The organism is Allosphingosinicella sp. (assembly GCF_036570505.1).
Lineage (GTDB): Bacteria > Pseudomonadota > Alphaproteobacteria > Sphingomonadales > Sphingomonadaceae > Allosphingosinicella.
Map to the genome: position 1 here is coordinate 1 of NZ_DATCYB010000054.1, position 14,645 is coordinate 14,645.

The window sequence follows — 14,645 nt, forward strand, 5'->3', positions numbered from 1 at the left end:
GCCTCGCGCTTCTGGCTGAGGCTGGAGGCGATGACCGGCGGTCTCACCCGTTCGCCTTTTCACCGCCGCTGGGCGCGGGCGCTCGACAGGCCCGCCGCCTATCGCCCCGCGGCGCAACCGGCGCCTTCGCCCGACGTCGGAGTCAGGCCGCGCACCATTGCTGTGACCGACGTCGACCGGCTGAAGGCGGACCCGTTCGCCTTCTATGCGCGCAAGATGCTGCGCCTTTCCGCCCTCGACCCCATCGACGCCGACCCCAGTCCCGCGTGGCGGGGAAGCGCCGTTCACGCCGTCCTCGAAGCCTGGATGAAGGAGGATGACTGCGACCCGGCGAAGCTCCGCCCGCGCGCCGAGGCATTGCTCGCTTCCGCCTCGGCCCATCCACTGATGCGCGCGCTCTGGCAGCCGCGCCTGATGGAGGCGATCGACTGGATCGCCGAGGAGGTCGCGCGAAACAAGGATGAGGGCCGCCTTCCGGCCGTCGCCGAAGCCTGGGGCGAGATCGACATTGCCGGGGTCACGCTGGGCGGCAAGGCCGACCGTATCGACCGTGACGCCGACGACGGACTCGTCATCGTCGACTACAAGACAGGTGCCCCGCCGAGCAACAAGGCGGTGGCGGAAGGCTATTCGATGCAACTCGGCCTACTAGGCCTCATCGCCGAACGGGGCGGATTCAAGGAAATGGAAGGCGTGCCCGCCGCCTTCGAATACTGGTCGCTGGCCAAAAAAGCGGGGAAGCTCGGCTACGTGGCCAGTCCGGTGGGCGGACGCAACGGCCTCGACCCGGCCGATTTTACCACGCTTGCCGCCCGCAACTTCATCGCCGCCGCGGAAAAATGGCTGACCGGCGCCGAACCTTTCACCGCCAAGCTTCACCCGGAATATGCGCCCTATGGCGATTACGACCAATTGATGCGGCTCGACGAGTGGTACGGCCGCGAGAGCGACTGATACAATTCGGCCCCCGCCTGTCGCAGGCGGAGGCCGAATGCGAAGCATCGACGATCGGGTTAGTTGCCGTCGCCGCTGACGCCGCGCTCGTAGAGCTGGATGCAATTGTCGGCACTCTCCGAGCCGTCGCAGGGCGGATAGTCGCTCTTGCTGGTCGGCGCGCCGGCGACCGGCTCGTAGGGGCCGCCCACGGCCGTCGAGGTCATATCGGCGGTCGGGCTGCTGTCGTTGGTCCAGGTCGATGGGGTTGCGCCCGAAGTCGTGTCGGCACTCGCCATCATCGTCGAGCCCTCGCCCAGGTTGCGGTTCATGGCCAGGTTCGTCGAGGAATCGACGCCGGCTTCATAAAGCTGGATGCAATTGTCGTCGCCGGGGCCTGGATCGCAGGGGGGATAACCGCCCTTGCTCGACGCCGCGCCCATGGCCGTGGTCGTCGGCTGATAGGGCCCGCCAACGCCTGTGGCGGTGGTCGTGTCGGTCGTTGTCGTATCCAGGTCGCTTGTGACAGTCGTGTCCGTGGCGTACGGATCGTCGATCGCGTAAGGATCGCTGGTTGTCTGGGCGAGGGCCGAGCCGCCGACCATCAGGGCGGCGACGATCATTACTGCTGTCTTCATTATGGCCTCCTGTGTCCGGCGTCCTTGAACGCCGGCGAAAGGCCCCCACGCGTGCGGCTATGCCGTATGCGCAATGAAACGAGCGCCAGCCGCTTTCTTTCCGATCGGATAGAGGAACCGGGGCATCCACCGCGCCGGACGCCCGCTTCGCCGATCAATCGACCGGCGTAAGCTCCTCTCGCCCTTCCTCCGGCTTCTCGGAGGGCGGGCAAGGATACATCTGGGCGACGGCTTCATGGACGACCGCGGCCGCGGCCTTATCAAGGACGTCTGGATGTGTCTCCAGATAGCCGACGACCGCATCGGCGACCTTCCGGTTGGTAGTGGGAGGCAGGCAGAAGCTCCTGCTTTCCTGCGCCGCATCCATGAAGAACACACCGTCGAGCGTGCCCGCGACATACATGGAGCATTGTCCGGCATTGGGCCTCTTGCAGATGTCGTAGAGCGTCTGGGCGGTGAAGAAAGCGGGTATCAGCGGCGCCTCCTCCGGCACGGCAGGCACCGGGGACACGGCCGGCACGGCTTGCGAAAGCACGAGCCCGAACAGCACCAACCCGCTTGCGAACATCTCATTCTTCCTTTCCGGGCCAGCACTGCCTCAAGCGCCTCAGCCGATCTTAACGGCCGACGGTCGCTGTTCAACCCGCACCGGGCGGGAGGTCGAGCTAGGCCGCGACGCCGCCCGCTTCGGCGATGCGCTCGTTGCTCGCCCTGAGCTTGGCCTTGAGCGAGGCGGTGAAGCCCTGTTCCAGCGCATGCCGCACATCTTCGTGGGCGGCGAGATAGGGGCGAAGCACTTTGGCGGGCGCGCACCAGAAGCGCGCGGGCCCTTCGAGGATCACGGTGGCGCTGGCCTCGTCGCCGGAAAGGACGGTGACTTCGCCGATAAGGTCGCCGGCGTGGCAGGTCCCGACCCTCTTGCCGTGGCTCATCACCCGAGCCTCTCCGCTGCTGAGGTAGAAGAGGTGGGTCACCGCCTCCTCCTCGCGGGTTAGGACGTCGCCCTCCCGGCCGGAGAGCCAGAAGCCCTGGTCGAGCAGGTGCCGGGCGCGGCTGCGCGGAAGCGCGGAAAGCACGCCGGCCAGCATTGCCTCCTCCTCCACGGTGAAGCGGGTCCTGGCGTTCTCGGCCAGGCGCCGGCCGAGGACGAGGAGGGAAGCCACCATCAGCAAGCCCCACCAGAAGGCCGCCACGATATTCCCGGTCCATAGAATCGAGTGGCAAAGACCGATCAGGGCGGCGACGGCGATGAAGGCGCGGGCGCTTTTGTAACGGCTTGTCATGACGCCGAGAACGAGCAGCAGAAAGGCGAGCTGGCCCACCAGGCCTCCCGTCGTGAACGCCGATCCAAGCCCTTCAGTCGCCATCATTTCCCCCGGCACGCGATCGGTCGCGATAATGCGCCAGAAGTGACCGTTTGCAAAGCGCCCACGACGGGGCCGGCGAAGGGCGCGACCAAGCTGAACGGCGAGTTGCCAGAGGTTCAGCGTTGATATTATACAACACGCGCCATGACGCGGTGCCCGGGGTTCACCGGGCGCCTCCCGGACCGAAATGGGAGAGTCCCTTGAAAGCTGTTCTTCTGGCGAGCGTTGCCGCGCTCGCGCTTGGCGGATGCGCCACCACTCAAACCGCCCCGACTGCCGAGACCGTCGAACCGGCCACCGTCGCCGAAACGCCGGTCGCGGCGCCCGACAACATCCTCTTGGCCGATTGGAGCGGACCCTATGGCGGCGTGCCGCCTTTCGACAAGGTGACGCCGGAAATATTCCCGGAGGCGCTGCAATACGCCATCGCCGAGCAGCGCCGCGAGGTGCTCGCCATCGCCAATAATCCGGCCCCGCCGACCTTCCAAAACACGGTCGAGGGGCTGGAGAAGACTGGAGAACGGCTGGACCGCGTGCTCTCCGTTTTCGGCGTGATGACCAGCAACATGACGACGCCGGAATATCAGGCGCTCGACAAGGAATGGTCGCCCAAGCTTTCGGCCGCCTATGACGAGATCATCCTTAATCCCGAGCTCTTCCAGCGCGTGAAGGCCGTTTATGAAGCGCGCGCGACTTCCGGTCTCGATGCCAAGCAGCAGCGACTGGTGACGCGTCTCTACGATCAGTTCGTGCGGCGCGGCGCCAACCTCGATGAAGCGCAGAAGCAGCAGCTGTCGGCCTATAACCAGCAGCTCGCCGAGAGGTTCGCGACCTTCAGCGAGAAGGTGCTGGCGGACGAGAGCACCTATATCACCGCCACCGAGGCGGAGCTCGCCGGCGTTCCCGAAGACGTGAAGGCCGCCGCCGCGGCCGCTGCCAAGGAGCGGGGCCTTCCTGCCGGCTCCTATGCCATCGTCAACACCCGGTCGGCCGTCGACCCGGTCCTCACCTTCGCCGACAATCGCGCGCTGCGCGAGAAGACCTGGAAGGCGTTCGTCAACCGCGGCGACAATGGCGATGCCAATGACACGAACGCGATCATCGCCGAGATCGTGAAGCTCCGCGCCGACCGCGCGAAACTGCTCGGCTTCGAGAGCCACGCCCATTGGCGAATGCAGGACACGATGGCCGGCACGCCCGCCGAGGCGCAGGAGCTGATGATGCGCGTCTGGCCCGCCGCCGTTGCCCGGGTGAATGAGGAGGTTGCCGATCAGCAGGCGATCGCCGACAAGCTCGGCCACGACATCACGATCGAGCCGTGGGACTATCGCTACTATCAGGAGAAGGTGCGGAAGGACCGCTACGACCTCTCCCAGGAAGAGATCAAACCTTACTTCTCGCTCAACAACATCATCGACGCGTCCTATTGGGCGGCGGGCGAGCTGTACGGTCTCGACTTCAAGGAGATCACCGGCACCGTCCCCACCTGGCATCCGGACATCCGCGTCTACAGCGTCACCGATCGCGAGACCGGCGAGCAGGTCGGCGTCTTCTATCGCGACGACTTCGCCCGCACGGGTAAGCGTTCGGGCGCCTGGGCGACGACCTTCCGCAGCCATGCCGGCCTGCTCGGCGACGAGATCGTGCTCGGCTCTAACAACAACAACTTCGTGAAGCCAGCGCCTGGCGAGCCGGTGCTGATCAGCCTCGACGATGCCGAGACCCTGTTTCACGAATTCGGTCACGCCATCCACTATTTCCTCTCGGACGTTTACTATCCGAGTTTCGGCGGCACGCCGCGGGACTTCGTGGAATATCCGAGCCAGGTGAACGAGAATTGGCTGCTGACGCCGGAGGTACTGAACCGGTTCGCCAAGCACCACAAGACCGGCGAGCCGATGCCGCAGGCCCTGGTCGACAAGATCGAGGCGTCGTCCAAGTTCAACCAGGGCTTCGCCACCGCTGAATATCTGTCGTCGGCCCTGGTCGACATGGCGCTTCACGTCGATCCGACGGGCGTCGTCGATCCCGACAAGTTCGAGCGCGAGACGCTGGCGAAGATCGGCATGCCGGACGAACTGGTGATGCGCCACCGCCTGCCGCACTTCAATCACCTCTTCTCATCCGACAGCTACTCGGCGGGCTACTATTCCTACCTCTGGTCGGAGACGATGGATGCTGACACCTGGGCGGCCTTCGAGGAGACCGGCAACGTCTGGGACAAGGCGACGGCGGAGCGGTTCAAGGAAACTCTGCTGTCGACCGGCAACGAGACCGACCGCGCCGAGGCCTACCGCGCCTTCCGCGGCCGCGATCCGGACGTGAACGCGCTGCTCAAGAAGCGCGGTTTTCCGACCAACTGATCGGCCAGCTCCAAAAAGAAAGCGGCGCCTCCCACCGGAGGCGCCGCTTTTCTTGTTTGTGGAAAGATCAGCCTTCCGTCGTCGTCTCCGCGCTCGGCGGAAGCTGGAGCGCCTGGATCAGAACGTTGAGTTGGGCGTCGCAGTCGTTCTGGATGAGCGTCGAGGCCATGGCCTCCGGTTCCGTCGGCTCGGCGGCGAGCGTCTGGAACGTCACATCGGTCGGCGCGGAGGCCCCCTCCCAGCTAAGCCTGTATTTCGCGCCATCGGCGATCGCGAGGTCGGACGGCCAGCTGACCGTCGGCTCGCCGGAAGCCCATTCCACGGTCCGCGTCGCGCCGTCGCTCGGGCGCGTGACCGTGAGGATCACCGGCTTGGTCGCATCCGATCGCCAGAGCGTCACATGCGCTGGATCGCTAAGGCAGACGTTGGAGCTCTTGGCGATATCGACATGCCAAATGCTTCCCGGCTGGGCCGCGGTCGCCCCGCCGACACTGCGGACGGCCCCGATGCGAGCTCGCCGAGTCGAGCCCGTCGCCACCGAGGCGAGGGCCGAACGGCTGTTCGCCTGGGCCGGGCCGCTCGGCGTGAAGATGCCCGGGCCTCTCAGGGTGCGGGTGCCGCGGTTGTCGAGCAGGACGAGCGAGTCGTTCGCCTGCAAGGTGATGCGGGCATCGTCCGCCAGCTTTCGGCCGGCGGGATAGCTTTTCGCGGACGGGCCCGATGCCCGAACCACGAGGACTTCCGCGGCCGCCGCGGCGGCGCTCGATACGATCAACAAGGCCGCGGCGAGACGCGCGACCTTTCCTTTATTTGGAACCCAAGACAAAATGACCTCCCGGACCTGCTTCCCTGATACGATACACGAAATTGGCCAGCGCTGCATCCTCGGTGTGCGAATTGGCGATCTGTTCCAATTCGGGAAGCGCCGAGGTGTCGCCTCCGTCGAACCGCTCCCACAGTTTGACGAGCGTTGCCCTCAGCTCCGCGTCCATTTGCGGCGCGGGCTCCCACACTTCGACTGGAGTCGCGCGGCCGCTCAGCACGATGCGGCCCATGGGGCGGAAAATTTCGAGTGTCGACAGCTCCCTGGCCTCGCTGCTGACGAGGATGGTCGTCTTCAGCGACTTGTTCGCCGATTCGAGGCGCGCGGCGGTGTTCATGCCGTCGCCGAGGGCGGTGTACTGGATGCGCCCTTCGCCTCCAAAATTGCCGACCACCGCCTCGCCGCGATGAAGGCCCACCCGGGTCTTCCCGAGCGGAGGGATGTCGTCGCCTCCCGATCGTGCAAACTCCTGACCTGCTTCGTACATGGCGATCGCCGCCTTGGCGGCGCGGTCAGCGTCGTCTTCCCGCGCGATCGGCGCGCCCCAGAAGGCGACCACGGCATCGCCGACGAACTTGTCGATCGTGCCGCCATGTTTCAGCACCGTATCGCTCAAGAGGTCGAGGTAGCGGTTGAGAAGCGTCGAAAGCTGCTCCGGCGTGATCGCGTGGCTGAGCTTGGTGAACCCCTCCATGTCGGTGAACATCGCGTAGATCTGGCGCTTTTCGCCTTTGGGCGCGAGGCGTTCGGGGTCGCGCAATATCTGGTTGGCGATGTCGACGGGAAGATATTTGCCGAGCGTCGACTGCGCGAAGCGCCGCTGCTCCGACCCCACGGCCTTGGCCGCCGTCCCGACCGCGGCGAAGGCGAACAACCAGCCGACCGCCCAGCCGAAAGCAGGGAGGCCGAGCGTATCGATATTGTTGGCCTGCAGGAGAAAGGGCAGCGACACGAAAAAAGCCACCTGGCCCGTCAGGACGACCGCCAGCTTCCAGCTTCGCATTTCGAGCAGGCTGGTGAGTCCGCCCGCGATCACGACCGCGATTGCCACCAGCCAGAGCGACCAGCCCGCGACAACCGCCGGGATCTTTCCGTCGAGCAGCTGGGCGAGAAGGTGGGCATGGACCTCCAGACCTTTGGTCAGCTTGCCGTCCAGGCGGGTCATCGGCGTTTCGTAATCGTCGAGGTCCTGGATATCGCCGCCGATCAGCACATAGCGCCCCTCGATCTGCGGCCTCAGCGCCTCCGCGAAGTCGGTGACGAAGAGGTCGATCGGCAGCTTGGAGAAGACGGGATAATCGGCGCTTTCGGGCAGGCGGAAGGCGATGCTGCGCGTATAGTCGCGAAATTCGGGATGCACGGGCGTCAGCGCATTGGCGAGAAGCGGCGGCAGCCGTTCATCCTGCCTCGGCCAGCTCCGGATGACGCCGTCCTCCAGGTCGGGCTCCAGCATGATGCTGGCGGGCTTCACAGGGCCCGGTGCGAGCCGGGTGAGGAACCCGGTCAGGAACTCCTCCTGCCAGAGCTTCATGTAATCGGGGTTTGTCGCGTTGGAGGCGAAGGCGAGATAGGTCGGTGTCTTCAGCTGCCGGAACGCGTCGATCAGGATCGGGTCTTCGGCCTGCGGCTGATCGATCAGGATGTCGATGCCGATCGCCTTCGGATTCATCGCATCTATCTTGCGCAGAGCGTCGGCGAGCATCTCGCGGTCGAGCGGCGATCTCTTGGCGAGGGCTTCCAGCGTTTCGTCCGTATAGACGACGAGGACGATGCGGTCGTCCTGCGGCACGCGCTCGGCGGTTTCCAGGAGGCGGATGTCGTAGAGGCCGCGCTCGGCGTCTCGGGCGAGCGGGATATCCCAGCTGTAGCGCGCGGAGAGCAGTCCGAGGATCAGGAAAAGGACGGTGCCGGCGAGGCGCACGGGGCCGATCTGCCTGAGCGTCCGCTTCGCTCGGCTCGACCAGCTCGGTCCTCCAGCATCCCCCATTCGACCGCCCCCCAAGCGACCCCTTGAACCTTGTTAAAGGAATTCGACCGTAAGTCCACCGCTGCGTCAGCGGGCACCGGCGCGCTCCGCTTGCCGCCAGGCGAGGTCGGCCAGGCTCTCGAGCCCCGCCGCCATCTTGTCGGCATGGGCGGAGGCGGCGGTGCCGCGCGCTAGCCTTCCCCTGATGCCATGGACGATCGCGGCGAGGCGGAACATGTTGAAGGCGATGTAGAAATCGAGGTCCGGAATCCCGCTCCGGCCGGTGCGCTCGCAATAGGCGGCGACATAGTCTTCTTCGGAAGGGATGTTGAGGGCGGCAAGATCGACCCCAGCCAGACCGGCGGTGAGGCCGGCGGGCATCCGGTACATCATCAGATGATAGCTGAAATCGGAGAGCGGATGGCCGAGCGTGGAAAGCTCCCAGTCGAGGACGGCGAGCACCCGCGGCTCGCGGGGATGGAAGATCATGTTGTCGCAGCGAAAGTCGCCGTGGATGATCCGGACTTCGTCCTCGCCCGCCGGGATGTTGTTCGGCAGCCACTCGACCAGCGTGTCCATCGCGGCGACACGCCCGGCCTCGACGTCGCCCAGATATTGCTTCGACCAGCGGCCGATCTGGCGCTCGAAATAATTGCCCGGCCTGCCGAAGTCGCCGAGGCCAACGGCATCCGGCGAGATACGGTGAAGCTCCGCGATGGTGGCATTCATGGCGTCGAAATAGGCGGGCCTTTCTACATCGCTCACCTCAGGGAAGGTAGCCTCCCAGAATATGCGGCCTTCGACCATCTCCATCACGTAGAAAGTCGTGCCGATGACGCCGTCGTCCTCGCACAGGGCGAACGCTTCGGCCACCGGGAAGCCGGTTTGGCCGAGGGCGGCGATCACTCGATATTCCCTGTCCACGGCATGGGCTCCGGGAAGCAGTTTGCCGAGCGGCTTACGCCTCAGGACGTAGGAGCGGGCGGGAGTGATGAGCTTGTAAGTCGGGTTGGACTGGCCGCCCTTGAACTGTTCGACATGAAGCGGGCCTACAAAGCCGGCGATGTGCCGTTCCAGCCACTGCTCGAGCCTGGCGGCACTGAATTGGTGCCCGTCGCGAACCGCCATCGTACCCCTATTCCGGGTGCTTCTATCCGTCGACTTCACCTGTTCGTCCTCGGCTGGTGGCCTCGGGGTTAACAGAGCGAGCGGGGAAATTCGATGGCCGTCAGCACGCACTTTGAAAGCCCGCGACCGTAGCGCGGCGCTCGACCCGCGATGTTCCAATCTGGGACAATGAGCGCGCCCAGGCCGGATATGGTAAGTTTTTCATTAAGCATGCGACAGCTTTTCGATTTTCCCGAGACTAGGAGGGTTGGGAAGGAAGTGTTTGTCAGCCCGATCGAGGGGGTGAGACCTTCGGAATTTCCCGGACGCAACGTGTTCGGGGTATCCGCAGGATCACGTTCGAGAAGCGGCTTTTGGCCAAGCCGAGGCAACGCATTTCCCGACCAGTCGTACGACTTAAATAGAGGGAAAAGAACATGAAAAAGATCGACATCGCTCGTATTCCCGAGCTCCAGACCAGCATCGGTATGTATGGCTCGGCGAAGCAGAAAGAGGTCGCGGGACCGATGTGCCTGGGCGTGATGATAGGTATCTCTATCCTCATCCGCTGTGCATAACTGAACCTCCGGGCGGAAGCCGCGTCGCTTTCGCCCGGTTTCAGAAAGTCGACGCGTACGGGGATTTTCGCATGTTTGTTAGCGCCGAGTTGACCGCTTGGCTCGATGATCCCCAGCGGCAAGTGGATGCCCGCGAAGCGGCGGATGAATTCATGAAGCGCTGGACCAGCCGAGCAGGCGTCCGTGAACTGCAGCACGACCTCCGCTCTCTAAAAATCAGGACAGCCGACTCGGTTCTCGCGGCCGCCCGTCGGTTCATGTCGCGGACGGATGAATTTCGCGACCTGCTTCGCGACTTCAGTGCGGCCGCGGCCGATAATCCGTTCTTCAGGCCTCACTTCCTGCTGCTGGCGAGCGATGTCGCGACCAGCATTCTCCTTTACGCCGATCCCGATGTCACCGTCTCGATGGGAGTCACCAGCGCCGATGCCCTTGCCGCGAAGAAAAGCGGCGGGCGCGGCTCTGGGTCGATCGCATTCAGCGGACTCAGGAGCGTCTTCCATTTCCTGAAAAGCGGGAACGCGACCCTGACCATCTGGGAAGCACCGGAAAGCGGCGACACTTTCGCAGACGATCAAGGGGGGCATTGCCGTCTGGTCGAACGGCGGCGAATAGCCGACGGCGAGACCCTGGCACTGGACGGCCGAACGCAAAGCTTCGTGATCGAGCACGCCACGTCCGACATGGTTTATATCCAGGCCGAGGCACTCGTGGATCGCGCCCCGCTGGCTGTCGAATATGACGACCGCACCCTCGACCTCGTCGGTGCCACCAGCACCGACGAGGTCAGCTCGCGCACACAGATGATGGCGTCGCTGCTTCGCCTGATGGGCCGCAAGGACGCGGCGCCGGTCATCGCCCGCCTGATCGAGCGAGCCCCCTTCTATGCGCGCTGGTATCTGACGCGGGAGCTTCTCGCCCTAGACGTCGAGGCGGCGCTACCGGTACTCGGCCGCCTGGCAGAGGCCGATCCTCACCCCGAAGTGCGTGCGACGGCGGCGCAAACCCTGGCGCTATTCTTCGGCGAAGACGAGGCGGCGGCCTGATGCCGCGCGTGATACCGACCGAGACCACCGAGGCGATCGATCTCGGCGATCTGGTGGAAATGCTCGAAACTGGTTCGTTCGACCCGCGCGACGAAGATAATTTCGCGTCCTGGGGCCCGGCGCTCAAGAAGCTGGCGAACAACCGGGCCTTCCTGGGCGATATCATCTTAAAGGAACTGGAGAGCCGCTGCGGCAACCAGATCGAGACCAATCGCTACACGCCCCAAGTGATTCTGCTCCACGCCGGTTCGACAAACTTCATCATCCGTGCCAACATCTGGCCCGCTCTTGGCGACTCCATGGTTCGCGACAGCGGCACCGACCCCTTCTTCTACGGGAAGGCGCACGATCATAATTTCTCGTTCCTCACCGTCGGCTATATGGGGCCCGGATACTGGTCCGAATATTATGAGTATGATTATGCCAACGTCGCCGGTTACGTCGGCGAGAAGGTGAACCTGCGCTACATCGAGAAATCGAAGCTCGATGAAGGCAAGGTGATGCTCTACCGCATTCACCGCGACGTCCACCTCCAATTGCCGGCCGACGAGATGTCGGTCTCTCTCAACATCATGGAAGCGGGCGCGTGCACCCATTTTCTCGACCAGTATCGGTTCGACATCGAGAATTCCGAAATAACCGCCTGCGTCACCCGCACGGCGACCGAGGCGCTTCTTTCGCTTTCGGCCCAGATCGGCGGCGAGGAAGGCAAGGCTCTGGTGGAGGATTTCGCCGCCCGCCATCCCCACGACCAGATCCGCTTCCACGCCATAAGGTCGCGCGCGTCGACGATGGAGAAGCTGGACGACCGCATCGCGCTGTTCGAGCGAGCGACGCGCAGCGATAACCGCTTCATTAGCGCGATGGCGAAGCGCGAGGCCGAGAAGCTCGAAAAGGGCCGCGCCTGGCTCAGCGGGGAGCATCTGAAAGTCGCCTGAAGCGCTTCCTTGTTTCGGCGAACAAGGGTCGCCTTTCCGATCCGCCGCTGCTAAGGGGCCGCGAACTCGATTTCATCGGATCCCTTGGAAATGCTCAACCGACCGACCGGCCGCCCGGACCGGCGCACCTTCGCGATCATCTCGCACCCGGACGCGGGCAAGACGACGCTCACCGAAAAGCTCCTCCTCTTCGGCGGCGCCATCCATCTCGCCGGCGAGGTGAAGGCGCGCGGCGCGAACCGCCGCGCCCGCTCCGACTGGATGAAGATCGAGCAGCAGCGCGGAATCTCCGTCACCAGCTCGGTGATGACCTTCGAACATGAGGGCGTCACCTACAACCTGCTCGACACGCCGGGCCACGAGGACTTTTCCGAGGATACGTATCGCACGCTCACCGCCGTCGATTCCGCCGTGATGGTGATCGACGCGGCGCGCGGCATCGAGGCGCAGACGAGGAAGCTGTTCGAGGTCTGCCGGCTCCGCAACGTCCCCATCATCACCTTCGTCAACAAGGTCGATCGCGAGGGCAAGGAACCGTTCGCTCTCCTCGACGAGATCGCGGACGTGCTCGCGCTGGACGTCGCGCCGATGAGCTGGCCGGTCGGCATGGGCGGCACCTTCGAGGGCGTCTACGACCTCCGCTCGAACAGGCTCCACCTTCCGGCCAAGAGCGGCGGCGGCCATTTCGAGGGGGACACGGTGGACTTCACCGGTTTTGACGATCCGAGGCTTGCGAGCGCAGTCTCCGCCGACGGTCTCGCCAGGCTTCGCGAGGAAGCGTCGCTCGCCGTCGCCGCCTATCCGGAATTCGATTCCGCCGCTTATCTGGCCGGCGATCTCACGCCCGTCTATTTCGGCTCTGCGCTGAAGGAGTTCGGCGTCGGCGAGTTGATCGCGGCGCTTGGCAAGCATGCGCCGTCGCCGCTGCCGCAGCCCACCACCGCCGGTCCCGTCGATCCCGACCATGACGCCGTCACCGGCTTCATCTTCAAGGTGCAGGCGAACATGAACCCGCAGCACCGCGACCGCGTGGCCTTCATGCGGCTCTGCTCGGGGCGCTTCAAGCGGGGCATGAAGTTGCTCCAGCCTTCGACCGGCAAGTCGATCGCGGTGCACAGCCCGATTCTCTTCTTCGCCCAGAACCGGGAGCTGGCCGACGAGGCCTTTCCCGGCGACATCATCGGCATCCCCAATCACGGCACGCTCCGCGTCGGCGACACGCTGACCGAGGACGCGGCGATCAGCTTCACCGGCCTGCCGAACTTCGCGCCGGAGATATTGCGCCGCGTCGTGCTCGCCGATCCGACCAAGACGAAGCAGCTCCGGAAAGCGCTCGACGACATGGCGGAGGAGGGGGTGACGCAGGTCTTCTACCCCTCGATCGGCGCCAACTGGATCGTCGGCGTTGTCGGTCAGCTCCAGCTCGATGTGCTGATGTCGCGGCTGGAGGTGGAGTATAAGGTTGACGCCCGTTTCGAGCCTTCGCCCTGGGACACGGCGCGCTGGATCGCCGCCGACAATCCGGCCGATCTCAAGGCCTTCACCGAAACCCACAAGAACGCCACCGCCACCGACCGCGACGGCGCACCCGTGTTCATGGCGAAGGATCTGTGGGAGCTGAATTTCCACGAGGGTCGCAACCCCAACATCCGATTCACGGCGACCAAGGAGCGGACGTGATCGATCCTCCCAGTGCCGGGTAGGATTTAAGTGACCTACGACGCCATCATCCTCGGTGCGGGCGGCGCCGGGCTGATGTGCGCGGCGGTCGCCAGCCAGCGCGGGCGGCGCGTGCTGCTGATCGATCATGCCGACCAGCCCGGGAAGAAGATTCTCATCTCCGGGGGGGGACGGTGCAACTTCACCAATATCCACACGGCGCCGGATCGTTATCTTTCCGCCAATCCGCACTTCGCAAAGTCTGCGCTCAGCCGCTACGCCGCCCGGGATTTCATCGACCTCGTCGACCGCCACCGCATCGCGTGGCACGAGAAGACCCTGGGCCAACTCTTCTGCGACGGCTCCGCGCGACAGATCGTCGCCATGCTGATGGAGGAATGCGCGAAAGGCGCGGCGCGCGTTTCGCTGGGCCGGCAGGTGCGGGACGTGGAGCATGCAGACGGGCACTTTCGAGTTCGCTACGGCGACGAAATCGCTGTCGCGCCTGCCTTGGTTGTCGCGACCGGTGGACCCTCCATCCCGAAAATGGGAGCGACCGATTTCGCCTACGACCTCGCGCGCAAGTTCGGCCTGAAAGTCGTCGAGCCGCGGCCGGCGCTGGTGCCCTTGACGCTCGGCGGAGACGAAGTGCTGTTCCGCGAACTCTCGGGCGTCGCGACCCAAGTCGTGGCCCGCACCGGCAAGGCCGAATTCCGGGAGGCCGCTTTGTTCACGCACAAGGGTCTCTCTGGACCGGCCATCCTCCAAATCTCATCCTACTGGCGCCATGGCGACGAGATCGGCATCGACTTCCTGCCATCATGCGGGCGCAACTGGCTCTTAGGAGCGAAGCGCGCGCGACCCCGGTCGCATTTCCATACGATCCTCGGCGAATTGCTGCCCGGCCGCTTGGCGGAAGCATTGACGAAGCGGCTTGGCCTCTGGGGCGAGCTTGCCAACATGCCGGACCGCAAGCTGGAGGAGGCGGAAAGGCGGCTTGCCGACTGGTCGTTCGCTCCCAAAGGCACCGAAGGTTTTGCGAAGGCCGAGGTGACGGCGGGCGGGATCAGTACCGACGGGCTTTCGTCGCAGACGATGGAAGCGAAATCGGTGCCGGGGCTCTATGCCGTTGGCGAGGGAGTGGATGTCACCGGCTGGCTCGGCGGCTATAACTTCCAATGGGCCTGGGCGAGCGGCTGGGCCGCCGGACAGTCACTGTGATTGCTC

At 64.7% G+C, this 14,645-nt stretch carries 13 protein-coding genes; 7 read left to right on the top strand and 6 right to left on the bottom strand.

Annotation, left to right across the window (positions count from 1 at the left end; translation table 11 throughout):
- A partial coding sequence (locus tag VIR62_RS05700) for a PD-(D/E)XK nuclease family protein (protein WP_431869444.1) occupies positions 1–954 on the top strand: 954 nt, incomplete at its 5' end.
- Between the two features lie 59 nt (positions 955–1,013).
- Here the strand turns inward: VIR62_RS05700 and VIR62_RS05705 are convergent.
- The 3 genes from VIR62_RS05705 to VIR62_RS05715 all read right to left on the bottom strand — a co-directional run bounded on the left by VIR62_RS05705 (position 1,014) and on the right by VIR62_RS05715 (position 2,938).
- Complete coding sequence (locus VIR62_RS05705; protein WP_431869446.1) at positions 1,014–1,571, bottom strand: hypothetical protein; 558 nt, start codon at positions 1,569–1,571, stop codon at positions 1,014–1,016.
- Between the two features lie 154 nt (positions 1,572–1,725).
- Positions 1,726–2,139, bottom strand: coding sequence for a Rap1a/Tai family immunity protein (locus VIR62_RS05710; protein WP_431869448.1), 414 nt, complete (start codon positions 2,137–2,139; stop codon positions 1,726–1,728).
- Between the two features lie 97 nt (positions 2,140–2,236).
- Positions 2,237–2,938, bottom strand: coding sequence for a cyclic nucleotide-binding domain-containing protein (locus tag VIR62_RS05715; RefSeq protein WP_431869450.1), 702 nt, complete (start codon positions 2,936–2,938; stop codon positions 2,237–2,239).
- A 200-nt stretch (positions 2,939–3,138) separates the two neighbouring features.
- Between VIR62_RS05715 and VIR62_RS05720 the strand changes: the two genes are divergently transcribed.
- Positions 3,139–5,301: a M3 family metallopeptidase gene (locus tag VIR62_RS05720; RefSeq protein WP_431869452.1), complete on the top strand. Its 2,163-nt coding sequence runs from the start codon at positions 3,139–3,141 to the stop codon at positions 5,299–5,301.
- Positions 5,302–5,368: 67 nt separating this feature from the next.
- Here VIR62_RS05720 and VIR62_RS05725 read toward each other — a convergent pair whose 3' ends face one another.
- The 3 genes from VIR62_RS05725 to VIR62_RS05735 all read right to left on the bottom strand — a co-directional run bounded on the left by VIR62_RS05725 (position 5,369) and on the right by VIR62_RS05735 (position 9,218).
- Entirely contained in the window at positions 5,369–6,034 is a 666-nt protein-coding gene (locus tag VIR62_RS05725; protein WP_431869453.1) for a hypothetical protein, read from the bottom strand.
- A gap of 73 nt (positions 6,035–6,107) precedes the next feature.
- The gene (locus VIR62_RS05730) at positions 6,108–8,111 is read right to left on the bottom strand and encodes a CHASE2 domain-containing protein (RefSeq protein ID WP_431869454.1); all 2,004 of its coding nucleotides are present in this window, start codon (positions 8,109–8,111) and stop codon (positions 6,108–6,110) included.
- Positions 8,112–8,177: 66 nt separating this feature from the next.
- A complete protein-coding gene (locus VIR62_RS05735; RefSeq protein WP_431869456.1) occupies positions 8,178–9,218 on the bottom strand; it encodes a phosphotransferase in 1,041 nt (346 codons plus the stop codon).
- A gap of 416 nt (positions 9,219–9,634) precedes the next feature.
- On the opposite strand from VIR62_RS05735, the gene VIR62_RS05740 reads away from it, so the two are divergent.
- From VIR62_RS05740 to VIR62_RS05760, 5 genes are all read left to right on the top strand, one after another.
- Entirely contained in the window at positions 9,635–9,775 is a 141-nt protein-coding gene (locus VIR62_RS05740; RefSeq protein ID WP_431869457.1) for a hypothetical protein, read from the top strand.
- Between the two features lie 71 nt (positions 9,776–9,846).
- On the top strand, positions 9,847–10,821 hold the full coding sequence (locus tag VIR62_RS05745) for a HEAT repeat domain-containing protein (protein ID WP_431869459.1): 975 nt from the start codon (positions 9,847–9,849) through the stop codon (positions 10,819–10,821).
- Positions 10,821–11,759 (top strand): transposase, encoded by a 939-nt coding sequence (locus VIR62_RS05750; protein ID WP_431869460.1) that lies wholly within the window; start codon positions 10,821–10,823, stop codon positions 11,757–11,759. The genes VIR62_RS05745 and VIR62_RS05750 overlap by 1 nt, the downstream gene beginning before the upstream one ends.
- A 90-nt stretch (positions 11,760–11,849) precedes the next feature.
- On the top strand, positions 11,850–13,439 hold the full coding sequence (locus tag VIR62_RS05755; RefSeq protein WP_431869461.1) for a peptide chain release factor 3: 1,590 nt from the start codon (positions 11,850–11,852) through the stop codon (positions 13,437–13,439).
- A gap of 30 nt (positions 13,440–13,469) precedes the next feature.
- The gene (locus VIR62_RS05760; protein ID WP_431869463.1) at positions 13,470–14,639 is read left to right on the top strand and encodes an NAD(P)/FAD-dependent oxidoreductase; all 1,170 of its coding nucleotides are present in this window, start codon (positions 13,470–13,472) and stop codon (positions 14,637–14,639) included.
- The last annotated feature ends 6 nt before the right edge of the window (positions 14,640–14,645 follow it).